We start from the raw sequence: 26,320 nt of genomic DNA, 5'->3' as shown, positions 1-26,320 counted from the left end.
TGTCCGTTCGTCGGTGGTGTGGGGTGGGGCAGGTCAGCGGACGGTGCCGAGGGCGCCGTCGGGCGCCCACGCCGGGTCCGCCGGCTCGACGGTCTCGATCACGGCCGCCGCGTCGTCGACGGCCGGGGCGGTGTCGTCACGGGAGATGAGCTCCCACACGAGCAGGCCCAGCACGAAGGCGACCGCCACGAGGATGAGGTAGTGCAGCCAGGTGTAGGACGGGCCGCGCGGCTCGACGTCGTCCTCGGCCTCGTCGTCGGCGCTCTCCACCGACCGGCCGTGCACGCGCGGGAAGAGGTCGTCGCCGCCGGGGGCCGACGCCGCGGGTGCTACCGCCGCGGGCGAGCCCGAGGTGGTCCCGAACGGCGACACGGGCTTCTCGACGGGGCGGGCAGGCTCCGGCGCGTCGCCCGAGGTGATCGCCGCCCACGGCAGCGCCGACCCCGAGGGCTCCGCGGGGGGCGGCGTCGACGGCCGCGCGGGCGGCGCCTCGGCCGGCTCGCGCGCGGCGGGCTGCACCTGCGTCGCCCCCCAGGGGGTCGCGGACGGCGGCTCCGCGCTGCGCGGTGTCGTCGTCGCGGCCGTCGAGCTCGCGAACGCGGACATGCGCTGCGGCTGGCTCGTCGGGGGCAGGTTCGGCGCGGGCGCGGGCGCGGGCGTGACCCGCTGCCCGAACGGGCTCGGCGCGGGCGTCCCGGGTGCCGGGGTCCGGCCCGACGAGGTCGAGAAGGGGTCGCCCGTCGGCGTCGGCGGACGGACGGGACCGCTCGCACCGGGCACGGCCGGGCGCGGGGCGCCGGCCGGCGGTCGCGAGCTCGTCCGGGTCGGGACGGCCGGCGTCGGAGCCGGCGGGCGGATCATCACGCGCTCCGCGGTCTCCTGGACCGGCGTCAGACGGCCCGTCTCGTCGAGGCCACGCATGCCACCGGACGCCGCGGGCGGCCGGACGACGGAGGGCTGGGACGGGTGCTCCGTCGGCCCTGTCGTCTCGCGCAGGGTGCGCCGCGACGGCGGCGGCGTGGGCGCGGCGGCCGGGCGAGCCGGTTGCGCAGGCGTCCACTGCGAGGTCGCTCCCGTGGCGGAGGGCTCCGGTGCGGTACCGCCCGCCTGCGCCGCGCGCTGTGCTGCGGCCGCCTGCTCGCGCTCACGGATCTCGCGCCGCGTGAGGGGGCGGACGGGCTGCATGTTGCTGCCGTTGTCACTCATCGTGCTGACCTCGATACAAACCGTGCTTGGCGATGTACTGGACCACGCCGTCCGGCACCAGGTACCACACCGGCTGGCCCGCCTGAGCACGTCGGCGGCAGTCCGTCGATGAGATGGCGAGGGCCGGCACCTCGAGCGTCGTGACGACGCCCGGAGGCAGGCCGTCGACGCTCAGCGGGTGGTCGGGGCGCGTGACAGCCACGAAGTGTGCCATCTTCCACAGCTCGTCGGCATCCTTCCAGGTCAGGATCTGCTCGATGGCGTCAGCGCCCGAGATGAAGAAGAGCTCGGCGTCCGGTCGCGCGTCGCGCAGGTCGCGCAGCGTGTCCACGGTGAAGGTCAGGCCCGGCCGGTCGACGTCGACCCGGCTCACCGTGAAGCGAGGGTTCGACGCGGTGGCGATCACCGTCATGAGATACCGGTGCTCGGCGGGGCTGACCTTCTGGTGCTGCTTGAACGACGGGTTCCCCGTGGGGACGAAGACGACCTCGTCGAGGTCGAACCGCGCCGCCGCCTCGCTCGCGGCGACCAGGTGCCCGTGGTGGATCGGGTCGAACGTCCCGCCCATGACCCCCAGACGCGGTCGGCGCGAGCTCATCGGACGGTCCTCGGACGCGGCACGGGATCCCGTTCTCCCCGTCAGTGGCGCGTGCCCACGCTGCGGAACGCGTAGGTCACGAGAAGGAGCGCGACGAGGCCTCCGAACGCGAGCAGACCGAAGGCGATCGGCGGGATGGGCAGGTGCGACGCGGCCTCGGCGCCTTCCTCGGCAGCCTTCACGACGGCTGGGATCACGACGTCCTCCTCGAGAGTCGTCCCCGGGCGGGGTCGACCGTCCGGACGTGTCCGGACGGTGCGTGCTGGGATGCTTGCGGGCGACCGGAGGGGCCCCGGTCGCCGACCAGTGTCTCACGGTCCCGTGGGAGACCGGTCCGGACGGTACCGGGTACTTCCGGACGCACCGGTCGTCACGGACGAACGTGACCGTCGCCGTGCACGACCCATTTCGTCGTCGTGAGCTCGGCGAGGCCCATGGGACCGCGCGCGTGCAGCTTCTGGGTCGAGATCCCGATCTCCGCGCCGAGGCCCAGCTGCCCGCCGTCCGTGAAGCGCGTGGAGGCGTTCACCATGATGGCGGCCGAGTCGAGCTCGGCGACGAACCGCTCGGACGCCTGCAGGTCGCGCGTGACGATCGCCTCGGTGTGCCCGGACGTCCACGTGCGCACGTGCTCGATCGCCGCGTCGAGGTCGTCGACCACGCGGACCGCGAGCTCGAGCGCGAGGTACTCGGTCGCCCAGTCCTCGTCGGTCGCGGGCAGCACGTCGACGCCCGCGGGCGCGAGGGCCGCCGTCCGCTCGTCACCGTGGACGACGACTCCTGCGCGACCCAGCGCCGCGAGCGCGGCGGGCAGGAAGTCGTCGGCCGCGTCGGCGTGCACGAGCAGCGTCTCGGCCGCGTTGCACACCCCCACGCGCTGGGTCTTGGCGTTGAGCAGGATCTGGAGCGCCATGTCGCGGTCCGCGCTCGCGTCGACGTACACGTGCACGTTCCCCACGCCCGTCTCGATGACCGGGACCGTCGACTCCTCGACGACGGTCCGGATGAGGTCCGCCCCGCCGCGCGGGACGAGGACGTCGACGAGCCCGCGCGCGTGCATGAGGGCGACCGCGCCCGGGCGACCGTGGGCGTCGATGGACTGCACGAGGTCGCCGGGCAGGCCCTGTGCCTCCAGCGCGCGCGCGAGCACCGCGACGATCACCTCGTTCGAGCTCGCGGCCGCCGACCCGCCGCGCAGGATCACCGCGTTCCCGCTCTTCAGCGCGAGCCCCGCCGCGTCGACCGTGACGTTCGGGCGCGCCTCGTAGATCATCCCGACGACGCCCATCGGCACGCGCAGCTGGCGCAGCCGCAGGCCGTTCGGGAGCGTCGAGCCGCGCACGACCTCGCCCACCGGGTCGGGCAGGCCCGCGAGCTCGCGCAGCGCGTCCGCGATCGCGGCGACCCGCTCGGGCGTGAGGGCGAGCCGGTCGAGGAGACCCGAGGCCATGCCGCGCGCGCGGCCGCGGTCGAGGTCGAGGGCGTTCGCCGCGACGATCTCGTCCGTCGCGGCCACGAGCGCGTCGGCAAGCGCGAGCAGCGCCGCGTCCTTCGTCGCGCGGTTCGCGGTCGCGAGCGTGCGCGACGCCGTCTTCGCCCGGCGCGCGACGTCCTCGACGGCGGCGGCGACGTCGGTGGTCCCGGGCTCGACGGCGGCAGCGGGTCCGCTGGTCGCGGACGTGTCCTCGATGGTCGTCATGTGCCGAGCCTACGACCGGCGGGCCGGGTGGCGGGAGCGGTGTCCGCCGACCGTCCGGCCGTGCTCGCCGAGACCGCGGTCGTGCGGGCCCGCGGTCGTGCGGGCCCGCCGGCGACGAGCGGACACGTCAGCGGGCCCGCCTGCGCACGAGGACGAGGTCGTCCCGGTGCACGACCTCGCGGTCGTAGCCCTCGCCCAGCTCCGCGCGCAGGTCGGTCGTCGTGCGGCCCAGCAGCCCCGGGAGGTCGCGCGACTCGAACGCGACGAGCCCGCGCGCGACGACGCGCCCGTCGGACGCCACGAGCTCCACGGGGTCGCCGGCGTCGAACTCGCCCTCGACGGCCGTGACACCGGCCGGCAGGAGCGAGGCGCGGCCGCCCTGCACGGCCCGGACCGCGCCGTCGTCCAGGACGAGGCGACCGCGCGTGCGCGCCGCGTGCGCGAGCCAGAGCCGGCGGCGGGTCGTCCGCTTGCCGGTCGCCGCGAACCACGTGCCCACGGGGTCCCCGGCGAGCGCGGCCGCCGCGTTCTCGGCCTTGGTGAGCACCACGGGGATCCCCGTCCCGGTCGCGATCGTCACGGACTCCAGCTTGGTCACCATGCCCCCGGTCCCGACCGCGCTCCCCCGCGACGTCACCTCGACGCCCTCGACGTCGGCGGGCGAGCGCACCTCGGCGATGCGGCGCGTCCCGGGTCGCGACGGCGGGCCGTCGTACAACCCGTCGACGTCGGTGAGGAGCACCATCGCGTCGGCCCGCACGAGGTGCGAGACGAGCGCGGCGAGGCGGTCGTTGTCGCCGAACCGGATCTCGTCGGTCGCCACGGCGTCGTTCTCGTTGACGACGGGGACCACCCCGAGGTCGAGCAGCCGCTCGAGCGACCGCTGCGCGTTGCGGTAGTGCCCGCGGCGCACCGTGTCCTCGGCGGTGAGCAGCACCTGGCCGACGCGCAGCCCGTGCGTCGCGAACGCCTCGGTGTAGCGGGCGACGAGCATGCCCTGCCCCACCGACGCCGTCGCCTGCGCCGTGGCGAGGTCGCGCGGCCGCGCCGGGAGGCCCAGCGGCCCGAGGCCCGCGGCGATGGCGCCGGACGTGACGAGCACGACCTGGCCGCCGGCCGCGCGCCGGGCCGCGAGGACGTCGACGAGCGCGCGCAGGGCGGCGAGGTCGAGGTGCCCGTCCGCCCCCGTGAGCGACGACGAGCCGATCTTCACGACGACGCGGTGGGCGGTGGCGATCTGGGACCGGGAGGACAGGGCGTTCACCGCCCCATCATCGCGGCCGGACGGCTGAGCGCGCTCCGGATTTCACGAGGCAGGACGCCGGGACGCTCCTGCCGGGCGGGAGAGGGGCTGGTTCCGCGTGGGGAACCGCGCCCGTCTCCCGCCGGCGACGGCAGTCAGTCGGCGTCGGGATCCGTCCACGTGCCGGCCTGGCGCTCGGTCCACAGCTCGCGGCGGGCCTCGGCCTTGGCGTCCATGCGCTCGTGGTGCTCGCGGCGCTTCTCGGTGCGCGTCGGGCGCAGGCTCTCGTCGAGGCGGTTGTCGGACCCGCGCGGGCCACCGAGCAGCTCGGATCCCGTCATGAGCGTGGGCTCCCAGTCGAAGACGACCGCGTTGACGTCGCTGCCGATGCGCACCTCGTCGCCGGCGACGGCGCCCGCGGCGAACAGCTTCTCCTCGACGCCGATCCGGGCGAGCCGGTCGGCGAGGTATCCCACGGCCTCGTCGTTCGAGAAGTCGGTCTGGCGGACCCAGCGCTCGGGCTTCGCACCGCGCACCTGGAACCAGTAGTCGGTCGCCCCGCCCTTGCGCGTGACGGTGAAGCCCGCCTCGTCGACGGCCCGCGGCCGCAGGACGACGCGCGTCGGCTCGGGGGCCGGCGCCTCGGCACGGGCCTTCTCGACGAGCTCGGCGAGCGCGTAGGTGAGGGCACGCAGGCCCTCGTGGCTCGCCGTCGAGATCTCGAGCACCCGCAGGCCGCGCGCCTCGAGGTCGGGCTTGACGAGCTCCGCGAGCTCTCGCGCCTCGGGCACGTCGATCTTGTTGAGCACGACGAGGCGAGGACGCTCCATGAGCGGCACCCGCCCGCCCTCGATCTCCAGGTCGCCCGCGTACGAGGCGAGCTCCGCCTCGAGGACGTCGAGGTCGCTGATCGGGTCCCGGCCCGGCTCGAGCGTCGCGCAGTCGAGCACGTGCACGATCACGGCGGTGCGCTCGATGTGGCGCAGGAACTCCAGGCCGAGGCCCTTGCCCTCGCTCGCGCCGGGGATGAGCCCCGGGACGTCGGCGACGGTGTAGCGCGCACCGCCCGCCTGCACGACGCCGAGGTTCGGCACGAGCGTCGTGAACGGGTAGTCCGCGATCTTCGGCTTGGCCGCGGAGATCGCGGCGACGAGCGAGGACTTGCCCGCGCTCGGGTAGCCCACGAGGGCCACGTCGGCGATCGTCTTCAGCTCGAGCACGACGTCGCGCTCGTCGCCGGGCTCGCCCAGCAGCGCGAACCCGGGCGCCTTGCGCCGCTGGGACGACAGCGCGGCGTTGCCGAGCCCGCCGCGACCGCCCTCCGCGAGCACGTACTCGGCGCCCGCGCCGACGAGGTCGGCGAGCACGGTGCCGTCGGTGTCCTTGACCACGGTGCCGTCGGGGACGCGCAGCACGAGGTCCTCGCCGTTCGCGCCGTCGCGGTCGTCGCCCATGCCCTGCGTGCCGGAGGTAGCGTGCCGGTGCGGCGAGTGGTGGTACTCGAGGAGCGTCGTGGTCTGGGGGTCGACGACGAGGCGCACGGTCCCGCCGTCGCCGCCGTTGCCCCCGTCCGGCCCGGCGAGCGGCTTGAACTTCTCGCGGCGCACCGACGCGCAGCCGTTGCCACCGTCACCGCCGGAGACGTGCAGCACGACGCGATCGACGAACGTGGCCATGATCAGATCCTCTCGCAGGTGCGCGGAGCGCGGGCGGCGACGGAGGCGTCGACCGCCGGGGTGGAGCCGGGTGGTACGGCAGGAGGGGCGCACCGCATCGGTGCGCCCCTCCTGCGTTCAGCCGTGCTGGGTGGTCGTCAGACCTCGGCGGCGACGATGTCGACGACCTTGCGGCCGCGGCGCGTGCCGAACTGCACGGCGCCGGCAGCGAGGGCGAACAGCGTGTCGTCCTTGCCGCGGCCGACGTTCTCACCGGGGTGGAAGTGCGTGCCGCGCTGGCGGACGATGATCTCGCCCGACTTGACGACCTGACCGCCGAAGCGCTTGACGCCGAGGCGCTGGGCGTTCGAGTCGCGACCGTTGCGCGAGGAGCTCGCGCCCTTCTTGTGTGCCATGACGAACCTGCTTTCGTGCGAGGGGGAGGGTGCCGGGCGGCGGTCGGCGGGGCCTCTCGGCCCGCTGCCTCACGCCGCGAAGATCACTTGATGCCGGTGACCTTGAGGCGGGTCAGCTGCTGGCGGTGACCCTGACGACGGCGGTAACCGGTCTTGTTCTTGTACCGCAGGATCGTGATCTTCGGACCCTTCTCGTCCCGCACGACCTCGGCGGTGACCTTGACCTTCGCGAGCTTCGCCGCGTCGGTGGTCACCTTCTCCCCGTCCACCAGCAGGAGGGCGGGCAGCTCGAGGGACTCACCGACGCCGGCGGACACCCGGTCCACCACGACGATGTCGCCGACTGAGACCTTTTCCTGGCGGCCACCGGCCTTGACGATCGCGTACACCACGTTGCTGCTCATCTCTCCTAGTCTTGGCGTGCTCGTCACGGCGTGAGACGTCTTGGGAACTCGACCACGCCGCGGCGTGCGAGTGCGAAACCGTCCGTGGGCACACGGGACCGGCGCGCCTGGGCGCGCCGACGTTCAAGACTACGGAACGGCGGCGGGCAGGTCAAATGGCACCGACTCGCCCCGCCGGTCGCACGCCCCCGGATCAGTCCAGGACGAAGGTGATCTCGAGCATCACCTGCCACGCCACGATGCGGCCGTCCTGCACCTCGACCTTCTGCTCCTTGACCCACGCGCCCGAGACGTTGCGCAGCGTCTCGCTCGCGCGCTCGACCCCCGTGCGGACCGCGTCCTCGAAGCTCGTCTCCGACCGCGCGCTGATCTGCGTGACGCGCGCCACCGTTCCGGCCATGGTCGCTCCCTCCGTCGGACGGGCGCCCTGGCGCGCCCGCGCTCCCTCGAGCGTCCCGCCCTCCGGGGCCGCGCGCCAGCGGGAGGGCGACGCGCGACGGGTGGTGAGCGGCGGGCACCGGGCGGTCGTGCCAGCCTGGTGACCAGAGGTCGTCGGGAGGTGGTGAGCGCATGGGCACCGGTGCCGGGTCCCCTCGGGACCCCGTCGACCCTCCCCGGGACGCCGTCGCCGAGGCGATGGAGGCCGTCGACCGGCGTGGCTTCCTGCCCCGTGCCCAGCGGCCCTTCGCCGGACAGGACCGGCCGCTCGCGCTCGGCCACGGGCAGACGAGCTCCCAGCCGTCGACGGTCGCCGCGATGCTGCGTCTCCTGGACGTCCCCCGGGGCGCGCGCGTGCTCGACGTCGGCGCCGGGTCGGGCTGGACGACGGCGCTCCTCGCCCGGCTCGTCGGGCCCGGCGGCAGCGTGGTGGGCGTGGAGCGCGACGCGGAGATCGCGGCGTGGGGAGCGGCGAACCTCGCGCGGGCGGACGTCCCGTGGGCGTCGCTCGAGGCGGCGCGCCGCGGCGTCCTCGGACGGCCTGGCGAGACCTTCGACCGTGTCCTCGTCTCGGCGTCGGCGGCGGCGCTCCCCCGGACGCTCGTGGAGCAGGTCGCACCCGGCGGGCGGCTCGTCGTCCCGGTCCGGCACACGATGCTGCTCGTCGAGCGCGGCGCGGACGGCGTGCGCACGACCGAGCACGGCTCCTACTCGTTCGTCCCGCTCGTCGAGGACCCGCCCGACGACGGGCCCGCCTGAGCCGCAGTCATCCCGACCGACGCGGCCTGGTCGCGCCAGGGCGCCTCGGTGAGGTGCGTCCGGCACCGCGCCTCGTAGCGCTCCGACCCGCCCACGTGCGCCGGGTCGGCGACCAGCGCGTCGCCCTCCCCGGCACGGGCGTCGCTCCCCGCGTCGGCGTCGACATCCGCGTCGGCGTCGGCACGGACGCTCGGCGCGGGAGGCCCCGTCCGCACGTGGAAGGGCGCGTCCTCGCCGCACACGGCGCACACGGCGGTGAGCCGGTCGACGCGCTCCGCTCGCGCGCCGAGGCTCGGCAGCGGCTCGAAGGGACGGGCGTCGTACGTGACGTCGAGCCCCGCGACCACGACGACCGCGCCCTCGTCCGCCAGCCGCTGGACGACGTCGACGAGCGCGGGACCGAAGAACTGCGCCTCGTCCACGGCGACGAGGTCCCACGGGCCCTCGGATCCCACGACGGTCTCGAGCTCGTGCGCGTCGTGCACCGTGCGCGACGCGAGGGACAGCCCCGAGTGCGAGCTCACCGTGCCGCTCCCCCGCCGCGTGTCGAGGACGTGGTCGACGAGCAGCACGCGTCGCCCGGCCACCTGGGCCCGGCGCACCCGGCGCAGCAGCTCCTCGGTCTTGCCCGCGAACATGGGCCCGGACACGACCTCCACCCGACCGGTCATCTCGACGCCTACCGGTGCCGCGCCAGGCCCGGGGACTGCCGGACGGGGAGCGGCTTGGGCGCGGGCAGCGGCGCGGCCGGCGTCGCACCGCTCGACGGCCGGGCGTCCTCACGACGTGCCCGCCGGGACGCCTCGGCGCCCTCACCCTCGGGCCGCGTCCCGCCGAGCACGGTGAGCTCGGGAACGCGGGTCACGAGCGGCAGCTCCTTGGTCCCCGTGGCGCCGTCGAGGGTCCGCGTCGCCGCGACGACCGTCGACACGCGCACCACGCCCGGCACCGGGAGGGCGCTCGGTCCCGGGGGGAGGTCCGCGAGGCGGTCGCCCGCCGCGTCGTCGTGCGCAGGCGGGTCGTCCACGGGGACGGTGTCGGCGCGCGGGTCTCCGACCGCACGGTCCGGCTCGCCGCTGCCAGCGCTCGCCCCACCCTCGGGCGACCCTCCCGGTGCGGCCGCAGCCGTGGCGGCCGGGGCCGCCGGAGACGCCGGGGACGCCGGGGACGCCGGGGACGCCGGTGCGACGGTCCGCGCGTCGTCGGACGCGGGCGGGAGGGCCGAGGACGCCGTCGCGAGGACCGGCCGACCGGGCGCCGCACCGGCGGGAGCCGGACCGGGTGCCGGGTCGCGGTTCAGCGCGCCGTACGGGACGTGGACGCTCGGTGCGGCGCGCCGGGCGGACTCGACGTGCGCGCGCTGGTCGTCGAAGAAGATGTGCGGCCGCAGCACCTCGAGGATCCCCGACTTGTCGATCCCGCCGAGGAAGAACGCGTCGTCGACGGACACGCCCCAGGACTTGAGCGTCGCCACCGCGCGCTCGTGCGCGGGTGCGGAGCGTGCCGTGACGAGCGCGACGTGGACGCGCGGGTCGTACGAGGGATCGACGCGACGACGCGCCCTCTCGACCTCCTGGAGCCGGTGGATCCCGACGACCAGGTCGCGCAGCGGTCCCCCGCCGAGCGGCACGTCCGTCAGCTCCGCCTCGCGCCGGCGGTAGGACGCGAGGTCGCCGCCGCGGAACTGCTGCTCCGACGAGTCGTCGGCGAGCACGCCGTCGAAGTCGAACGCGATGCGCAGCTCGTCTCCCGGCTCGTCGGCGAACGTCGGGTCGAGCACGTACCCCGCGGGGAGCCCGAGCGCGACCGCGTCGCGCACCGACGCCTCGTCGGCCGAGAGAAAAAGGTCCATGTGGAGCGGGCGGATGAACTCGTAGGGCGTGTGGCCCTGGCGGAAGACCGCCCGCGTGATCGGGAGGTCGTGGTGGCGCACCGACCGCATGACGCGCAGGCCGGTCTCCGGCGAGTTCCGCGACATGACGATGACCTCGACCAGCGGGTCGTCCTGCGAGACCGCGAGGTCGTTGAGGGCCAGCAGGCGCCGCACGAAGCCGAACGCGACACCCGGCCGCAGCGGCTCGTCGAGGTGCTCCTCCTGGAACGCGCGGTACGCGGACTCACCGTCGGTCCGGAAGACGCGGTCCGAGTCGGTCAGGTCGAACAGTGCGGACGAGGCGACGCCGACGACGAGGCGGCCCGTGAGGTCGTAACCCATGCGCGCACTATGCCAGGCCCGCGGCCCCCGACGGAACGCCGCCCGACCAGGCGGACCACTCCTCCCGGAGCACGCCGAGCACCACCGCGTCGTACCGGACGCCGTCCACGACGCGCGCCCGGCGGAAGCGGCCCTCCTCGACGTACCCGAGCCGGCGACCGACCCCGAGCATGGGCTCGTTCCCGGACCACGTGGCGAGGTCCAGGCGGACCCAGTCCGTCGCCGAGAACAGGTACGTGGTCCAGGCGCGCAGCGCCTCCCGCCCGACACCCCGGCCGCGCAGCGCCGGGTCGAAGACCGTCACGCCGAGGCGTGCCCACTGCGTCTCCGCCGACTCCCAGTACCAGGAGCAGGTCCCGACGAGGCGGTCCTCCGCGTCGGCGACGACCACACGGCGGGGCGGCAGGCCGTCGCTACCGAGCCCGTGAGAGTCGCGCGCCTCGGCCGCCGCGGTGTCCCTCAGGCGCGCGACGAGCGCGTCGGCCGCCGCGTCGTCGGGCACCGGGTAGTACGGCCCGTCCCACCGGTGCCACTCGTGGTGCGGCCGCATCCACTCGCGGAAGGTGGCGACGTCGCGCGGGGTCCACCCGCGCAGCCGCACCCCGGGCCCGACGCCGTACGTCGGGACCGCGGTCACGCCCGGTCCTCGACCGCCTCGTCCGGGGTCCCGGCCGCGGCCGCGTCGTCCGGGGCTCCGGCCGCGTCGTCGATCGGGTCCGCGGTCGTCCCGTCCGTGGCCGGTCCGGCAGCCTGCGCCGGGTCGTCCTCGCGCGCGCCGCCGTCGCCCTCGGGGACGTGCCCCTCGTGCCCGGGGACGTCGCCGTCGTGCTCGTCCCCGTGCTCGTGCGCGTGGTCGTGCGCGTGGGCCGCCGCCGCCGCGATGGTGGCCAGCGTCGCCTTGACCGCCTCGCGAGCCTGCGAGGAGACCTCGGGCAGCACCGGGACGCCCGCGTGGGGCAGCGTGATCGGGACGTCCTGGGACGCCCCCTGCTCCGCGGCCGAGCCGCCGCGCTTGCGGCGCGAGCGCTGCTTGCCCTCGCCGTTGCCCTCGGGAGCCCCGCCGCCGTTGCCCTGGCCGCTGCCACCGCCCGACTTCTCGACGGGGTCGGTGTGCACGATGAACCCGCGCCCGTGGCAGTGCTCGCACGTCTCGCTGAACGCCTCGACGAGCCCCTGCCCGACGCGCTTGCGCGTCATCTGGACGAGACCGAGCGAGGTCACCTCGGCGACCTGGTGCTTGGTCCGGTCCCGGCCCAGGCACTCGACGAGCCGGCGCAGGACGAGGTCGCGGTTCGACTCGAGCACCATGTCGATGAAGTCGATGACGATGATCCCGCCGATGTCGCGCAGCCGGAGCTGACGGACGATCTCCTCCGCGGCCTCGAGGTTGTTGCGCGTCACGGTCTCCTCGAGCGTGCCGCCCGAGCCCGTGAACTTGCCGGTGTTGACGTCGACGACCGTCATCGCCTCGGTGCGGTCGATGACGAGCGACCCGCCCGACGGGAGCCAGACCTTGCGGTCCATGCCCTTCGCGAGCTGCTCGTCGACGCGGTGCACGGTGAAGACGTCCTGCGTGCCCGTCCACTTCGAGACGCGCTCGCGCAGGTCCGGGGCGAGCTCCTCGACGTACGAGGAGATCTCGGTCCACGCGCCGTCGCCCTGCACGACGAGCGACGTGAAGTCGTCGTTGAAGATGTCCCGGACCACGCGGATCGCGAGGTCGGGCTCGCCCTGGAGCAGCGCCGGGGCGCTCGACGACTTCTTCGCCTTCGCCTCGATGGACTCCCACTGGCCGCGCAGGCGCTCGACGTCGGCGCGCAGCTCGTCCTCGCTCGCACCCTCGGCGGCCGTGCGCACGATGACGCCCGCGCCGTCGGGCACGACCTCCTTGAGGATCTTCTTGAGGCGGTTGCGCTCCGTGTCGGGGAGCTTGCGGCTGATGCCGGTCATGCCGCCGCCCGGCACGAACACGAGGTAGCGGCCCGCGAGGGTGATCTGCGACGTCAGGCGGGCGCCCTTGTGGCCGATCGGGTCCTTCGTGACCTGCACGAGCACGGGGTCGCCGGACTTGAGCGCCTGCTCGATCCGGCGCGGCTGGCCCTCGAGGCCCGCGGCGTCCCAGTTGACCTCGCCGGCGTACAGCACGGCGTTGCGGCCCTTGCCGACGTCGATGAACGCGGCCTCCATGCTCGGCAGCACGTTCTGCACGCGGCCGAGGTACACATTGCCCGCCATCGACGTCTGCGACTGCTGCGACACGTAGTGCTCCACGAGCACGCCGTCCTCGAGCACCGCGATCTGCGTGCGCCCGTGCGTCTCGCGCACGACCATCGACCGTTCCACGGACTCGCGGCGCGCGAGGAACTCCGCCTCGCTGATGATCTGGCGACGACGCCCGGCGTCCCGGCCCTCACGACGGCGCTGGCGCTTCGCCTCGAGGCGCGTGGAGCCCTTGAGCGCCGTGACCTCGTCCGCGAGGCTGCGCTCGCGGGGACGGGTCCGGGTCGTGACCTCGCCGGGCTCGCCGCGGCCACCGCGACGACGGCGACGACGGCGGCGGCTCGAACCGCTCTCGTCCTCGCCCTCGGCCGGCTCGTCGGTCTCGGCGTCCTCCGGCGTCTCCTCGGTGGTGTCGACGGCGTCCGCGTCGTCCAGCGGCGTCTCGCCGCCGTCCCGACCGCCGTCGTTGCGCCCGCGGCGTCCGCGGCCGCCCCGGCGACGACGACGGCGCGGCGCACCCTCGGCGTCGTCACCCTCAGCCGCGTCCTCGACGTCCTCGGCCGCGTCGACGTCGGCCGTGTCGTCGTCGGCCGCGTCCGAGCGCTCGGCGTCGGCCGCGCCGGAGCGCTCCGCGTCGACAGTGCCCGAGAGGTCCGCGTCGGCGAAGTCCTCGGGGCCGAAGACCAGGTCGGACAGCTCGACGCCCTCGGCGACGAGCTCCGACTCGATGGCCTCGATCTCCTCGACCGCAGCGCGGTCCTCACCGCTCAGGACGAGCTCGGCCGGGGTGTCCGCGGCGGCCGCCGGTGCCTGCGACGACTCGACCGGCGCCGCAGCGGCGGGCGACGGCTCGACAGGCGCCGCCGCTGCCGGCCGCGCCGGACCGGCGGACCGGCCCGCGGAGCGACGCGACGAGCGGGACGACCGGCCGGCCGGCCGCTCCGACGCGGTCGCGGAACTCTCCGCGACCGGGGGTGCCGACACCGGCTGCTCGGACGTCGGGCGCTCGGGCGCCGGCTGCTCGGACGTCCGCTGCCGCTCCGACGTCGCGCGCGCGGGCTCCGCGGCGGGCTCCGCCACCGTCTCGTGGTGCACGGGCGGCCCGGCAGGGCTCTGGGCGCGGCGCGGTCGGCGCGGGGCGGCGGCGGGGTCGGGCGCCTGGAAGAGCAGCGCGGTCGTCGCGAGGCGCGGCGTCCCCGTGCCCGTCGTCGCCACCGGGGAGGAGGTCTGCGCAGCCGCGGGGGCGGACGCTGCGCTCTCGGGCTTCGTACGCCCGGGCGCGGTGCGCTCCGGCGTGGTGCGCTCCGGCGTGGTGCGCTCCGGCATGGTGCGCTCAGGCGCGGTGCGCTCGGGCGCCGGGGCGTCGGACGTCACGCTCGCCGGCGCGGCGGCCGAGGCGGTCTCGTCGGCCGCGGCCTTCGCCCGGCGCGCTCGACGCGCAGGCTTCTTCGCGGCGGCGGCGGGCTCGGGCTCCGCCGCCGGTGCGTCACCGGTGACGGGCGCGGCGCCGGTCGTCGCGGCGTCGGTCGACGCGGCGCCGGTCGCCACGGAGTCGGTCGCCACGGAGTCGTCCGTCGCGTCCCCCGGAGCACCCGTCTCGGCGGCCTTCGTCGCGGACGTCGCACGCCGGCTCGACCGCCTGGCACGACGCGGCTCCGCGGTCGCGCCGAGCAGCGCGTCGGCGTCAGGCCCGGTGGTCGGGGCGTCCGCGGGCGTCTCGGCCGGCGCCTCACGCAGGCCGAACTCGGAGAGCACGTCGAGCGCCGGTGTCCCGGCGTCCGGCAGGGGCGTCTCGGCGGGCGCGGCCTTCGTGCGCTTGGCCGCGCTCTTCGCCCGTCGCGGGGCAGGTGCCTTCTCTTCGGGCGTCCCGGCGGCCGCAGCGGCGTCGGTCCCGTCCGTCGTCGACGCGGCGCGCGACGTCGCGGCGGCCGCCGCGGGCACGTCGTCGGTGGTGCCCTCGGCCGCGGTCGTCGACCGGGTGGCGCGGCGCGGCCGGCGCGTCGTCCGGGCCGGCGCGGCGGTCTCCTCGCCGGCGTCGGGCCGGGGTGCGTCCTGCACGTCCTGCGCTGCCGGCGCGGCGGCGACGGGAGCGCTCGCGGTGACGGCATCCGGGGCGGCGACGGCCGGCTCGACCGCGGGCGGGGCGACGTTCCTGGTCGCGCGACGGCGACCGGTCTTGCGCACCGGCCCCGCCTGCGTGGTGGGGTCCTGCTCGACGCCGCCCGTCGAGGGGGCGTCAGCGGTGGTGTCGGAGGTGTTGTCGAGCGTCACGCGTCGTGCTCCAGCTTGCTCGAGGCCCCGCCCCGCACCGTGCGGCCCCTCGAGCGGTCGGTCGTCGCTCGGGGAGAGCGCACCGGAGCGCGTCTCCCCCGCGACGGAAGTCGTCGGTCACGGCCGCGGCACGCGAGGGCGGCGCGGGCGCCTGCCGTACCGGGCCCTTCGCCCCGTGGCGGCGCTCCGCGGGCCGCTGTCGCGACTGCTGCAAGCACGTGTGTGCCGGTGGACGATGCGGTGCCCTCCTGGCACGCCCAGTATCGCACAGGGGGGCCGGCCCTCCCCGCCGACACGCACCCCCTCCCGGGACGATCGTCGGACGGGCGCGGGACCTTGGTCCCGCGACCTTGTGAACATGGTCACAAGGGGCGAGATTTCAGCACTTTCCGTCATCTCGACCGCTCCCGATGGTGCAGATTGGGCGTACCGTCGGACGAGGCGGCGCCGTGCGGCGCCCCGTTCCTGGCGTCGTCCTTCCGACCCCGTCGGCCTCCCGAGGAGCGCACGTGGATGCTCTAGATCTCGCCCGGTGGCAGTTCGCCATCACCACCGTCTACCACTTCATCTTCGTGCCGCTGACGATCGGCCTTTCCCCCCTCGTCGCGATCATGCAGACAGCCTGGGTCCGCACCGGGAACGAGCGGTGGCTGCGCCTCACGAAGTTCTTCGGCAAGCTCCTGCTCATCAACTTCGCCCTCGGCGTCGTGACCGGCATCGTGCAGGAGTTCCAGTTCGGCATGAACTGGAGCGAGTACTCGCGCTTCGTCGGAGACGTGTTCGGCGCCCCGCTCGCGATGGAGGCGCTCGCCGCCTTCTTCGTCGAGTCCACGTTCCTCGGCCTGTGGATCTTCGGCTGGGACCGGCTCAACAAGAAGGTCCACCTCGCGTGCATCTGGGCGGTGGCCCTCGCCACCAACCTCTCCGCGTTCTTCATCCTCGCCGCGAACTCGTGGATGCAGCACCCGGTCGGAGCGGTCTACAACCCCGAGACCGGGCGCGCCGAGATGAACGACATCTGGGCCGTCCTCACCAACAACACCCTGCTCGCGGCGTTCCCGCACCAGATCACCGCCACGATGCTCACGGCGGGCACGTTCGTCACCGGGATCGCCGCGTGGTGGATGGTGCGTCTCGTCCGCACGAGGAAGGCCGAGAACGTCGAGCTCGCGCGCGACGTCTACCGCCCGGCGGTGACGCTCGGCGTCATCGCGATGCTCGTCGGCGGGATCGGCGTCGCGGTGTCCGGCGACATCCAGGGCAAGATCATGTACGAGCAGCAGCCCGGCAAGATGTCGTCCGCCGAGGCCCTGTGCCAGGGCGAGGAGGGGGCCGCGTTCTCCATCCTCACGATCGGCGACCTGTCGAACTCGTGCGAGAACGTGCGGCACCTCATCGAGATCCCCGGCCTCGCCTCCTACCTCGGCACGGGCCACTTCTCCGGTCCGGAGAGCTACCTGCCCGGCGTCGAGGACGTCCAGGACCAGATGACCGAGCGCTTCGGCGACACCACCGCCGCCGGCGACCCCGTCACGTACACGCCGAACCTCGCGATCACGTACTGGTCGTTCCGCCTCATGATCGGCATGGCGGCCGGCTCCGTGCTCCTCGCGCTCATGGCCCTGTGGCTGACGCGCCGGGGCCGGGTCACGGACAACGTCTGGTTCGCGCGCGTCGGGCTGATCGCGATCCCCATGCCCTTCCTGGCGAACTCGTTCGGCTGGATCTTCACCGAGGTCGGTCGCCAGCCGTGGGTCGTCGCGCCCAACCCGACGGGCATCGACCAGATCCGCCTGCTCACCGAGCGCGGCGTCTCGACGGTCGTCAGCCCCGGCATGGTCCTCACGTCCATGATCGTCTTCACGCTCGTCTACGGCGCGCTCGCCGCAGTGTGGTTCCTCCTCATGCGGCGCTACGCCGTCGAAGGGGTGCCCCTGTCGGTGCGCGACGAGTCGCCGGAGGCGCAGGAGCCACCGGACCCGGACGCGGAGTCCGCCGACCGCCCTCTGTCCTTCGCGTACTGACGCGACACCGCTAGGAGCGACCCACCGTGGATCTCGCCGTCGTCTGGTTCCTGCTCATCGCCGTCCTGTGGACGGGTTATCTCGTCCTCGAGGGCTTCGACTTCGGGGTGGGCATGCTCCTGTCGATCCTGCCCCGGGGCGACAAGGCGCACCGCGAGAAGGAGCGCCGCCTGCTCATCAACACCATCGGTCCGGTCTGGGACGGGAACGAGGTGTGGCTCCTCACCGCCGGCGGCGCGACGTTCGCCGCCTTCCCCGAGTGGTACGCGACCCTCTTCTCGGGGTTCTACCTGCCGCTCCTGCTCATCCTCGTCGCGCTCATCGTGCGCGGCGTGGCGTTCGAGTACCGCGGCAAGATCGCCGACCCGCGGTGGGCCCGGCGCTGCGACGTCGCGATCCAGGTGGGGTCGTGGGTGCCCGCCGTCCTGTGGGGCGTCGCGTTCGCCAACCTGGTGCGCGGGGTCGAGCTCGACCCCGACCACCAGTTCGTCGGCGGGTTCTTCTCGCTGCTCTCGCCGTTCGCGCTGCTCGGCGGTCTCGTCACCCTCAGCCTGTTCCTCCTGCACGGCGCGGTGTTCGTCGCGCTGAAGACCGACGGCGAGATCCGGCACCGCGCGCGGCAGCACGCGGGGGTCCTCGGCGTCGCAGCCCTCGTGCTCGCGGGCGGGTGGGCCGTGTGGGCACAGGTCGCGTACTCGGTCCCGTGGACGTGGCTCGCCGTCCTCGCCGCCGCGGGCGGCCTCATCGGGACGCTGGTCGCCAACGCCCGCGGTCGGGAGGGGCGCGCCTTCACCTTCTCTGCCCTGACGATCGTCGCCGCGGTCGTGCTGATCTTCGGCTCGATGTACCCCGACGTCATGCCCGCGACCGACCCCGCGAACTCCCTCACCGTCCACAACGCGTCGTCGACCGACTACACGCTCACCGTCATGACGTGGGTCGCGCTCGTGCTCACGCCCCTCGTCATCGGCTACCAGGCCTGGACCTACTGGGTCTTCCGTCGCCGCCTGTCGACGCGGGACATCCCGGCGCCCGCGGGGCTCTCGCTGAAGAAGGTCCGCGAGGCGGCCTTCGGCGGGGCGTCGTCGGGCGGCGCGGCAGGACGTGAGCTCGGTACCGGAGACGGGTCGCGCGGTCCCGGCCGCGGGGACTCCGGCGCGTGAAGCCGCTCGACCCGCGGCTCCTGCGGCAGGCGCGCGCCGCGCGGGGCTACGTCGTCCTCACCGCGGTGCTCGGGTTCGTCACGGCGGCGCTCGTCGTCGCGCAGGCGCTCCTGCTGGGCGCGATCCTCGCCCCGGCGATCCAGGGCACGGCCGGACCGTCCGACGTCGCGCACCTCGTGGCGCTCCTGGCCGCCGTGGTCGCGGCGCGGGCGGGCACGTCGTGGGCGCAGGAGCGGTTCGCGCTGCGCGCCGCGACGCGCACGGTCTCCGAGCTGCGCGAGCAGGTCGTCGCGCACGCGGCGGCGCTGGGCCCGCGGTGGCTCGCGAGCGGGCGCGGGCCGGCCGTCGCCACCCTCGCGACGCGCGGCCTCGACGCGCTCGAGCCCTACCTCGTGCGCTACCTGCCCCAGCTCCTGCTCGCCGCGACGGTCACGCCCGCCGCGCTCGCCGTCGTCCTCGGGCTGGACTGGGTCTCCGCGCTGGTGATCGCCGTGACCATCCCGCTCGTCCCGCTCTTCATGGTCCTCGTCGGCCAGCTCACCGCCGGGACGTCGGAGCGTCGGCTCGTCGTCATGCAACGGCTCGGTGCGCAGGTGCTGGACCTGCTCGCGGGCCTGCCCACGCTGCTCGCGTTCGGGCGCGCGCGCGGGCCCGAACGGCGCGTGCGGGCGCTCGGCGACGCCAACCGCCGCGCGACGATGGGCACGCTGCGCGTCGCGTTCCTCTCGGGCATGGTCCTCGAGCTGCTCACCACCTTGTCGGTCGCCGTCGTGGCGGTCGGCGTCGGCCTGCGGCTGGTGCACGGCGGGATGGGGCTCGAGCCGGCGATCGCGGTGCTCGTGCTGGCGCCCGAGGTCTACCTGCCCCTGCGGCAGGTCGGTCTGCACTTCCACGCGTCGACCGACGGCATCGCCGCCGCGCAGCAGGCGTTCGAGATCCTCGACGAGCCCGCCCCCGAGCCGGGTCGGCGCCCGGCGCCCCGGCTCGCGGGCTCCACGCTCACCCTGCGCGGCGTCGGCGTGCGCGCGGGCGAGCGCGACGTCCTCGCGCCCGCCGGCCTCGACCTCGAGCTGCGTGTCGCGCCGTCAGCGGGTCGGGGCCGTGTCGTCGCGCTCGTCGGGCCGAGCGGGGCCGGGAAGACGACGGCGGTGCAGGTGCTCCTCGGGCTCGTGCGGCCCGACGCCGGGGACGTGACCTGGACGGCGCCCGAGGGCGAGCGGGTCCCGCTCGCCGAGATCGACCTGCCGACGTACTGGCCGCAGGTCGCCTGGCTGCCCCAGCGCCCGGCGCTCGCTCCCGGGACCTTGCGCGAGTCGGTGACGGACGGCCTCGTGGTCGAGGGCACCGCGCTCGAGCGGGCGGCCCGCACCGCAGGGCTCGACGACGTCGTGGCCGCCCTCCCGGACGGGTGGGACACCCCGGTCGGGCGCGGCGGGACCGGCCTGAGCGTCGGGCAGCGGCAGCGTGCCGCGCTCACCGCGGCCCTCCTCGGCGACCCGGAGCGCACGCCGCTCGTGGTGCTCGACGAGCCGACCGCTCATCTGGACGCGCGAGGCGAGCAGGTCGTGCTCGACGCCGTGCGCACGTGGCGCGACCAGGGCCGTACCGTCCTGGTCGTCGCGCACCGCGCGTCGCTCGTGCGCGCCGCGGACGAGGTCGTCGAGGTGTCGGCCGCACCGGCCGCCACCGCCCCGGCGCAGGTGCCCGCATGACCCGCGACACCGCCCGTGCCACCGCGCCGCGCGGACCGCTGCGCGCGCGGCTCGCCTCCGACCCGCTGTGGCGGGCCGTGCGTCTGCTCGACGTGCGCTGGCGCCGCGTCGCGTGGGCGATCACCCTCGGCACGCTCGCGCTGGGCAGCTCGGTCGCCCTCGCGGCGGTCGCGGCGTGGCTCATCGCCCGCGCGTCGCAGATGCCGCCCGTGCTCACGCTGTCGGTCGCCGTCGTGGCCGTGCGCGCGTTCGGGATCTCACGCGGAGTCTTCCGCTACCTCGAGCGGCTCGCGTCGCACGACGTCGCGCTGCGCGGCATGGCCGCGCTGCGCGCCAACCTCTACGCGGCGCTCGCCGGCGGCTCACCCGCCGCGCTCGTGCGCGTGCGCCGCGGCGACCTGCTCGCGCGCGTCGGGGCCGACGTCGACGACGTCGGCGACGTGGTCGTCCGCGCCCTCGTCCCGGCGGGCGTCGCGCTCGCCGTGTCCGTCGGCTCCGTGGTGCTCGTCGCCGCGTTCCTCCCCGCCGCGGGCCTCGCCCTGGCACTGTGCCTCGTGCTCGCCGCGGTGGTGGCGCCCTGGCTGTCCGCGCGGTCCGCGCGCGACGTCGAGGTCCGCGGCGCCGCCGCACGCGCCGCGATGACCACGTCGGCGCTCGAGGTCCTCGAGGAGTCCGGCCCGCTCGCCGTCTCGGGTCGCCTCCCGGGCCGCCTCGCCGACCTGCGGACCGCGGACCGCGACCTCGCGCGCGCGACCGACGACGGCGCCCGCACCGCCGCGGTGTCCGCCGCTCTCGCCGCGGGGGCCGTCGGGACGGCGGTGCTCGCGGCGATCCTGCTCGGTATGCCCGCCGTCGTGTCCGGGACCCTGACGCCCGAGGAGCTGTCCGTCGTCGTTCTCACCCCGCTCGCCGTGTTCGAGGCGGCCACCGTGCTCCCGGCCGCGGCGGTCCAGCTCCACCGCTCCCGCCAGGCGGCGCAGCGCGTCATGGACCTCCTCGACGTGTCGGGCACACCGGTCACCGCACCGGCTCCTGCACCGGAGGCGCCGCGCGTCTCCGCCGTCGTGGCGGCGCGACGGGGCACCGACGGTGTCCCCCCGGCCGGCACCACGCTCGTGCTCGACGACGTCGCGTGCGCGTGGCAGGCCGACGGCCCGCGGTCCCGCACCGTCGTCCAGGGCGTCGACCTCACGCTGCACCCCGGGCGGGCGGTCGCGCTCGTCGGCCCGTCCGGCGTCGGGAAGACGACCCTGCTGGCGACCGCCGCGGGGCTGCTCGCGCCGGTGGCGGGACGAGCGACGCTCGACGGCGACGACGTCGCCGCCCTGCCGCGCGACGTGGCCGCCCGGGGGGTCGTGCTCGTCGCGGAGGACGGTCACGTCTTCGACACCACCGTGCTCGAGAACCTGCGCGTCGCGCGCGGGGACGTCACCGCGGCCGAGGCCGAGGCCGTGCTGCGCGACGTGGGCCTCGGCGCATGGCTCGCCGGCCTCCCGGAGGGCGTCGCCACGACCCTCGGCCCCGACGCGACGGACGTGTCGGGCGGCGAGCGGCGGCGGCTCCTCGTGGCCCGGGCGCTCCTGGCCCCCGCGCCGCTGCTGCTCGTCGACGAACCGGCCGAGCACCTCGACCCGCGCACCGCGGACGCCCTCGTCCGCCGGCTCGTCGCCACGACCCGCGCCACCGCGGGCCGCCGCGGCCTCGTCCTCGCGACCCACCGCCTCGGTGCGCTCGAGGCGGTCGACGAGGTGCTGCTCCTCGGGCGACCGGACGACGACCCCGACGCGCCCGCCCGCGTCGTCGCCCGCGGCACGCACGCGGAGCTGCTCGCGCTGCCCGCCTACCGCTGGGCGCTCGACCAGGAGGCCGCGCCGACCGGCTGACACGACGGCCGCAAGCACGGCCCGACCCCGGCCGGTGCCGCGCCGGGTCGGTCACCTGCTGCTACGGTCGCGGGCGCGACGTGCCGCGCGACGGCAGGACGGTGCGCCGCACCCCGACACCCCTGGAGACGACGGTGAAGATCCTCGTGCCCGACACGATCGACCTGGACGTCGACGCCGCCTCCGGCGACGACGTCGTGGTCTACGACGCGGCGGCGCCGGTCCCGGACCGGGCGCACGACGCGGACGTGCTCGTCGCGTGGGGGAACACGGCCGACAACCTCGCCGACGCCGCACGCCGCCTCACGGCTCTCCGCTGGGTCCAGACGCTCGCCGCCGGTCCGGACGCCGTGCTCGCCGCGGGCTTCGGCCCGCACGTGACGATCACGTCCGGGCGGTCCCTCCACGACGGCCCGGTCGCGGAGCACGCGCTCGCGCTCGTCCTCGCCGCGGTGCGGCACCTCGACGAGCTCGGCGCCGCGCAGCGGGACCACCGCTGGGACCGTGCCGTCAACGACGCCCAGGCGGACCCGGCGACCGCGCGGCGGTACACGCTCGACGGCGCGCACGTGGTGGTGTGGGGGTTCGGCTCGATCGCCGCACGCCTCGCGCCCCTGCTCGCCGCGCTGGGCGCCCGCATCACGGGTGTGGCGAGCAGCCCTGGCGAGCGTCACGGGTTCCCCGTCGTGACCGACGACGACCTCGACGCCGTCCTGCCGACCGCCGACGTCCTCGTCTCGCTCCTTCCCGCGCTCCCCGCGACGCGGCACGCGCTCGACACGCGGCGGATCGACCAGCTCCCCGACCACGCGGTCGTCGTCAACGTCGGCCGCGGTGCGACGGTGGACGAGGACGCGCTCGTCGCCGCGCTCCGCGAGGGCCGGCTCGGGGGCGCCGCCCTCGACGTCACCGAGACCGAACCGCTGCCGCCCGCCTCACCCCTGTGGGACGCGCCGCGCCTGATCCTCACGCCGCACGTCGCGGGCAACCGTCCGCAGCGCGCGTCGGACCTCGTCAACGCCAACCTCGCCGCCCTCCGGGCCGGCGCCGAGCTGCGCAACGTCGTCCCGCGCTGAGCGGCGACCGCTCACCAGCGGCCGTTGCGCGGCCTGGGCTGGCAGCGCGGGCACGTGTACGACGAGCGGTTCATGAACTCGTCGCGCCGCACCGGCGTCCCGCAGCGCGGGCACGGCTCGCCCTCCTGCCCGTACACGGCGAGCGAGCGGGAGAAGTAGCCCGACCGCCCGTTGACGTTCACGTACAGGGCGTCGAAGCTCGTCCCGCCCTGCGCGAGGGCCTCGGACATGACCTCGGCGGCGGCGTCGAGGAGGCGGTGGGCCTCGGTGCGGCGCAGCGTGTCCGTCGCCCGCGCGTAGTGCAGGCGGGCGCGCCACAGGGCCTCGTCGGCGTAGATGTTGCCGACGCCGGACACGACCGTCTGGTCGAGGAGCGCACGCTTGACGCCGGTCCGGCGACGGCGGATCGCGTCGACCACGACGTCGCGCCGCAGGGCGGGGTCGAGCAGGTCGCGCGCGATGTGCTCGACCGGTCCCGGGACGGCGGCGAGGTCCGAGCCCAGGCCGCCCGGTGCGCCGTCGGGCGTGGGGACGAGGTCCTGGACGGACAGGTGGCCGAACGTGCGCTGGTCGACGAAGTCGAGCGACCGCGCGTCCCCGCCGCCCTCGGGCTCGAGCAGGACCCGGACCCGCAGGTGGGGCGACCGCACGTCGAGCCCGGTCCCCGACCGCACGAGGAGCTGGCCGGACATGCCGAGGTGCGCGAGCAGCGCCGCGGCGGGGGCGGCGTCCGCACGGCCCCCGCCGAGCGCGGGGGACGGCGGTCCCAGCGGGAGCCACAGGAACTTGCCGCGCCGCACGGCGGCGTCGAGGCGCAGGCCGAGGAGCTGGTCGCGGAACCCCGGCGGGCCGCCGTCGTGACGCCGCACGCTGTAGTCGCGCAGCACCTCGACGTCGGTCACGACCGTGCCGAGCACGTGGCGCGCGAGACCCTCCCGGACGGTCTCGACCTCGGGGAGCTCAGGCACCCGCGCCCTCGGTCGCGCCGTCGGCCGCGTCCCCGGCCAGAGCCTGCGCCCGTTCGACGGCGATCGTGCGGTACGCGCGCTCGGCCGCCTCCTGCTCGGCGTACTTCTTCGCCGTGCCGCTGCCCGTGCCGTACAGGCGACCGTCGAGGTGCACGTACGACGTGAAGACGCGGGCGTGGTCGGGCCCGACGGCGTCGCTCGAGTACACGGGCGGGCTCATGCCCGCCTCGGCCGCGGCCTCCTGCAGCGAGGTCTTCCAGTCCAGCCCGGCGCCGAGGTCGGCCGCCGCGGCGAGCCGCGGCTCGACGAGCCGCAGCACGAGGCCGCGCGCCGTCTCCAGGCCGTGGCTCAGGTAGACGGCGCCGATGAGCGCCTCGACCGTGTCGGAGAGGATCGAGTCCTTGTCGTTGCCGCGCGTGCGGATCTCACCCTTGCCGAGCAGCACGTAGCGGCCCAGGTCGAGGGCGCGGGCGATGATCGCGAGCGACTTCTGCGAGACCGTCGCGGCCCGCATCTTGGCGAGCTCCCCCTCGGAGAGGTCGGGATGGCGGCGGTAGAGCGTCTCGGTGACGACGAGCCCGAGCACGGTGTCACCGAGGAACTCGAGGCGCTCGTTCGTCGGGATGCCGCCGTTCTCGTGCGCGAACGACCGGTGCGTGAGCGCAAGGACGAGAAGCTCGGGGTCCAGCTGGACCCCGAGCTTCTCGAGCAGACCGGTTGCCGGTGCAGCCGGTGCCACGCGCCTCAGCCTGCGTGCTCGGTGCGCAGCGCCTCGGCGTACTGGCGGGCCTTGTAGGTGCCGCACGTCGGGCAGGCTGCGTGCGACAGCTTGTCGCCCTTGCACTGCGGGCAGGTGGTGAGGTTCGCGGCGGTCGTCTTCCACTGCGAACGACGCGCACGGGTGTTGCTGCGCGACATCTTGCGCTTCGGAACAGCCACGGCTAGCTCTCTTTCGTCTCGTCGGACACGTTCGAGGTGTCGAACATGCTCTCCAGCGCCGACCACCGGGGGTCGGCAAGTTCGTGCGTGTGCCCCGGGTCCTCGGCGAGGCGCGCTCCGCACTCGGAGCACAGGCCCGGGCAGTCCGGACGGCACACCGGACTGAATGGTAGTGCAGTCACCACGGAATCCCGTAGCGCGGGCTCGAGGTCGGCCAGGTCGCCGTCGAGCTCGTAGACGTCCTCGGCGTCCTCGAGATCGTCTCCCGAGTCCTGCGCCGCCTGCGCCCGCTCGGGGTACGCGAACAGCTCGGTGAGCTGGACGGCCACGGGCTCGGTGACCTCGTCGAGGCACCGGACGCACTCCCCCACGGCCCGTCCGGAGACGGTGCCGGAGACCAGCACGCCCTCCATCACGGACTCGAGGCGCAGGTCCAGGTCCAGCTCGCTGCCCTCGGGGATGCCGATGACCGCCGTCCCGAGGTCCGCGGGTGCGGCGACCGTCCGGCGGACCTCGAGCATGCTCCCGGGTCGCCGACCGAGCTCGTGCGTGTCGAGCACGAGCGGCGACGTCTTCTCGGCGGCGATGGCGCGCTCCAGGGTCGGTACCTGCGGGGCAGGCGAGGTGATGGACGGTGTCGGGGACGGTCGGCCGGCGACTGTGCCGGTCACCGGCGCGAGGAGGCGCCGTGCGGAACATGGCGGGGGCCTCGCGACGGTCGGCAGGACGAGCACACCGAACCAAAGGACGATCTTACGGCACCACGGAGGGTGAGGCCAACGAGCCCCGGGTGCGGCTAGCGTGCCGGCCGCGCCGCGGGCCGCTCGGTCGACCGCTCGGGCGGACGCGGCGCCATCGTGCTCGGGAACGGCGACGGCTCCGGAGACGCTCCGGCACCGTCGAGGCGCCCCGCGAGCTTCGCGCGCCCCGCCTGGACCTGCGCGAGCACCTTGCCGAGGTCGACCTCGAAGTCGGCGAGCCGCTGGTCGCAGTAGTCGTCGGCGTCGCGGCGCAGCCCCTCGGCCGACCGCTCGGCCTCGGCCACGATCTCGTGGGCGCGCGACTGCGCCTGGACCACGACCTGCTCGGCCTGGACGAGCTCGATCGCCCGGGCGCGCGCCGTCGTGAGGATCTCCTCCGCCTGGCGGTGCGCGTCCTCGAGGACCGCGTCGGCCTCGGCGAGGACCTCGTCGGCGTGGGCGAGCTGCACCGGCAGCGCCGCACGCAGCTCGTCGACCAGCGCGAGCGCGTCCGCCCGGTGCACCAGGACGGAGGCCGACATCGGCATCGTCCGGGCGTTCTCGACGAGGTGCGCCAGGTCGTCGAGGATGGTGTGCAGCCCGGCCTGCGCCTCGTCGCCCGTCGGTGCGCCCACCGACCCGTCCCGCGTCCGCGCCACGTCGTGCTCGCTCATCCGTCCGGTCCTCTCCG

24 protein-coding genes are annotated in these 26,320 nt (G+C 75.3%); 6 read left to right on the top strand and 18 right to left on the bottom strand.

The genetic code is table 11. The features are described from left to right. Positions 1 to 33: 33 nt before the first annotated feature. The 9 genes from ACWPWV_RS13290 to ACWPWV_RS13250 all read right to left on the bottom strand — a co-directional run bounded on the left by ACWPWV_RS13290 (position 34) and on the right by ACWPWV_RS13250 (position 7,621). Positions 34 to 1,206, bottom strand: a complete 1,173-nt coding sequence (locus ACWPWV_RS13290; protein ID WP_454043441.1) for a hypothetical protein — start codon at positions 1,204 to 1,206, stop codon at positions 34 to 36. Continuing rightward, positions 1,199 to 1,804 carry a nicotinate-nucleotide adenylyltransferase gene (gene nadD, locus ACWPWV_RS13285; RefSeq protein WP_454043440.1) on the bottom strand — a complete coding sequence of 202 codons (606 nt, stop codon included), beginning with the start codon at positions 1,802 to 1,804 and terminating at the stop codon, positions 1,199 to 1,201. The genes ACWPWV_RS13290 and nadD overlap by 8 nt, the downstream gene beginning before the upstream one ends. A 41-nt stretch (positions 1,805 to 1,845) precedes the next feature. Beyond that, a complete protein-coding gene (locus tag ACWPWV_RS13280; protein ID WP_454043439.1) occupies positions 1,846 to 2,001 on the bottom strand; it encodes a hypothetical protein in 156 nt (51 codons plus the stop codon). A 173-nt stretch (positions 2,002 to 2,174) separates the two neighbouring features. Then, positions 2,175 to 3,503, bottom strand: coding sequence for a glutamate-5-semialdehyde dehydrogenase (locus ACWPWV_RS13275; protein WP_454043438.1), 1,329 nt, complete (start codon positions 3,501 to 3,503; stop codon positions 2,175 to 2,177). 127 nt (positions 3,504 to 3,630) lie between these two features. After that, on the bottom strand, positions 3,631 to 4,758 hold the full coding sequence (gene proB / locus ACWPWV_RS13270) for a glutamate 5-kinase (RefSeq protein ID WP_454044541.1): 1,128 nt from the start codon (positions 4,756 to 4,758) through the stop codon (positions 3,631 to 3,633). 143 nt (positions 4,759 to 4,901) lie between these two features. Then, entirely contained in the window at positions 4,902 to 6,422 is a 1,521-nt protein-coding gene (obgE, locus tag ACWPWV_RS13265; RefSeq protein ID WP_454043437.1) for a GTPase ObgE, read from the bottom strand. 137 nt (positions 6,423 to 6,559) lie between these two features. Then, positions 6,560 to 6,817, bottom strand: a complete 258-nt coding sequence (gene rpmA / locus ACWPWV_RS13260) for a 50S ribosomal protein L27 (protein WP_454043436.1) — start codon at positions 6,815 to 6,817, stop codon at positions 6,560 to 6,562. An 83-nt stretch (positions 6,818 to 6,900) separates the two neighbouring features. Further along, complete coding sequence (gene rplU / locus ACWPWV_RS13255) at positions 6,901 to 7,209, bottom strand: 50S ribosomal protein L21 (protein WP_251151886.1); 309 nt, start codon at positions 7,207 to 7,209, stop codon at positions 6,901 to 6,903. A gap of 205 nt (positions 7,210 to 7,414) precedes the next feature. Further along, the gene (locus ACWPWV_RS13250; RefSeq protein WP_454043435.1) at positions 7,415 to 7,621 is read right to left on the bottom strand and encodes a dodecin family protein; all 207 of its coding nucleotides are present in this window, start codon (positions 7,619 to 7,621) and stop codon (positions 7,415 to 7,417) included. A 170-nt stretch (positions 7,622 to 7,791) separates the two neighbouring features. On the opposite strand from ACWPWV_RS13250, the gene ACWPWV_RS13245 reads away from it, so the two are divergent. Beyond that, complete coding sequence (locus tag ACWPWV_RS13245; protein WP_454043434.1) at positions 7,792 to 8,418, top strand: protein-L-isoaspartate O-methyltransferase family protein; 627 nt, start codon at positions 7,792 to 7,794, stop codon at positions 8,416 to 8,418. On the opposite strand, the gene ACWPWV_RS13240 is transcribed toward ACWPWV_RS13245, so the two are convergent. Genes ACWPWV_RS13240 through ACWPWV_RS13225 form a run of 4 tightly spaced genes read right to left on the bottom strand, consistent with a single transcriptional unit; the run spans position 8,367 to position 15,124 of the window. After that, positions 8,367 to 9,068: a thymidine kinase gene (locus tag ACWPWV_RS13240; RefSeq protein WP_454043433.1), complete on the bottom strand. Its 702-nt coding sequence runs from the start codon at positions 9,066 to 9,068 to the stop codon at positions 8,367 to 8,369. The genes ACWPWV_RS13245 and ACWPWV_RS13240 overlap by 52 nt on opposite strands. A 29-nt stretch (positions 9,069 to 9,097) precedes the next feature. Further along, positions 9,098 to 10,633, bottom strand: coding sequence for a 5'-nucleotidase (locus ACWPWV_RS13235; RefSeq protein WP_454043432.1), 1,536 nt, complete (start codon positions 10,631 to 10,633; stop codon positions 9,098 to 9,100). A gap of 7 nt (positions 10,634 to 10,640) precedes the next feature. Further along, positions 10,641 to 11,270: a GNAT family N-acetyltransferase gene (locus tag ACWPWV_RS13230; RefSeq protein ID WP_454043431.1), complete on the bottom strand. Its 630-nt coding sequence runs from the start codon at positions 11,268 to 11,270 to the stop codon at positions 10,641 to 10,643. Further along, a complete protein-coding gene (locus ACWPWV_RS13225; protein ID WP_454043430.1) occupies positions 11,267 to 15,124 on the bottom strand; it encodes an Rne/Rng family ribonuclease in 3,858 nt (1,285 codons plus the stop codon). Before ACWPWV_RS13225 ends, ACWPWV_RS13230 begins: the two co-directional genes overlap by 4 nt. Before the next feature lie 509 nt (positions 15,125 to 15,633). Here ACWPWV_RS13225 and ACWPWV_RS13220 point away from each other — a divergent pair. From ACWPWV_RS13220 to ACWPWV_RS13200, 5 genes are all read left to right on the top strand, one after another. Further along, entirely contained in the window at positions 15,634 to 17,148 is a 1,515-nt protein-coding gene (locus tag ACWPWV_RS13220) for a cytochrome ubiquinol oxidase subunit I (RefSeq protein ID WP_454043429.1), read from the top strand. 26 nt (positions 17,149 to 17,174) lie between these two features. Then, complete coding sequence (gene cydB, locus ACWPWV_RS13215) at positions 17,175 to 18,311, top strand: cytochrome d ubiquinol oxidase subunit II (RefSeq protein ID WP_454043428.1); 1,137 nt, start codon at positions 17,175 to 17,177, stop codon at positions 18,309 to 18,311. Then, positions 18,308 to 20,023, top strand: a complete 1,716-nt coding sequence (cydD, locus tag ACWPWV_RS13210) for a thiol reductant ABC exporter subunit CydD (protein WP_454043427.1) — start codon at positions 18,308 to 18,310, stop codon at positions 20,021 to 20,023. The genes cydB and cydD overlap by 4 nt, the downstream gene beginning before the upstream one ends. Further along, the gene (gene cydC / locus ACWPWV_RS13205; RefSeq protein ID WP_454043426.1) at positions 20,020 to 21,906 is read left to right on the top strand and encodes a thiol reductant ABC exporter subunit CydC; all 1,887 of its coding nucleotides are present in this window, start codon (positions 20,020 to 20,022) and stop codon (positions 21,904 to 21,906) included. The genes cydD and cydC overlap by 4 nt, the downstream gene beginning before the upstream one ends. 134 nt (positions 21,907 to 22,040) lie before the next feature. Then, the gene (locus tag ACWPWV_RS13200; protein ID WP_454044540.1) at positions 22,041 to 22,982 is read left to right on the top strand and encodes an NAD(P)-dependent oxidoreductase; all 942 of its coding nucleotides are present in this window, start codon (positions 22,041 to 22,043) and stop codon (positions 22,980 to 22,982) included. Positions 22,983 to 22,993: 11 nt separating this feature from the next. On the opposite strand, the gene mutM is transcribed toward ACWPWV_RS13200, so the two are convergent. From mutM to ACWPWV_RS13175, 5 genes are all read right to left on the bottom strand, one after another. Then, positions 22,994 to 23,950, bottom strand: coding sequence for a bifunctional DNA-formamidopyrimidine glycosylase/DNA-(apurinic or apyrimidinic site) lyase (gene mutM / locus ACWPWV_RS13195; RefSeq protein ID WP_454043425.1), 957 nt, complete (start codon positions 23,948 to 23,950; stop codon positions 22,994 to 22,996). Further along, complete coding sequence (rnc, locus tag ACWPWV_RS13190; RefSeq protein ID WP_454043424.1) at positions 23,943 to 24,689, bottom strand: ribonuclease III; 747 nt, start codon at positions 24,687 to 24,689, stop codon at positions 23,943 to 23,945. Before rnc ends, mutM begins: the two co-directional genes overlap by 8 nt. Before the next feature lie 5 nt (positions 24,690 to 24,694). Then, on the bottom strand, positions 24,695 to 24,889 hold the full coding sequence (rpmF, locus tag ACWPWV_RS13185; protein ID WP_251151686.1) for a 50S ribosomal protein L32: 195 nt from the start codon (positions 24,887 to 24,889) through the stop codon (positions 24,695 to 24,697). Positions 24,890 to 24,891: 2 nt separating this feature from the next. Then, positions 24,892 to 25,410 carry a YceD family protein gene (locus ACWPWV_RS13180; protein ID WP_454044539.1) on the bottom strand — a complete coding sequence of 173 codons (519 nt, stop codon included), beginning with the start codon at positions 25,408 to 25,410 and terminating at the stop codon, positions 24,892 to 24,894. A 275-nt stretch (positions 25,411 to 25,685) separates the two neighbouring features. Next, entirely contained in the window at positions 25,686 to 26,303 is a 618-nt protein-coding gene (locus tag ACWPWV_RS13175; protein ID WP_454043423.1) for a hypothetical protein, read from the bottom strand. Between the last annotated feature and the right edge of the window lie 17 nt (positions 26,304 to 26,320).

This window comes from Cellulosimicrobium sp. Marseille-Q8652 (assembly GCF_965112045.1).
The sequence above is the reverse complement of the archived record's forward strand: the minus strand, read 5'-3'. Positions and strand labels throughout refer to the sequence as shown.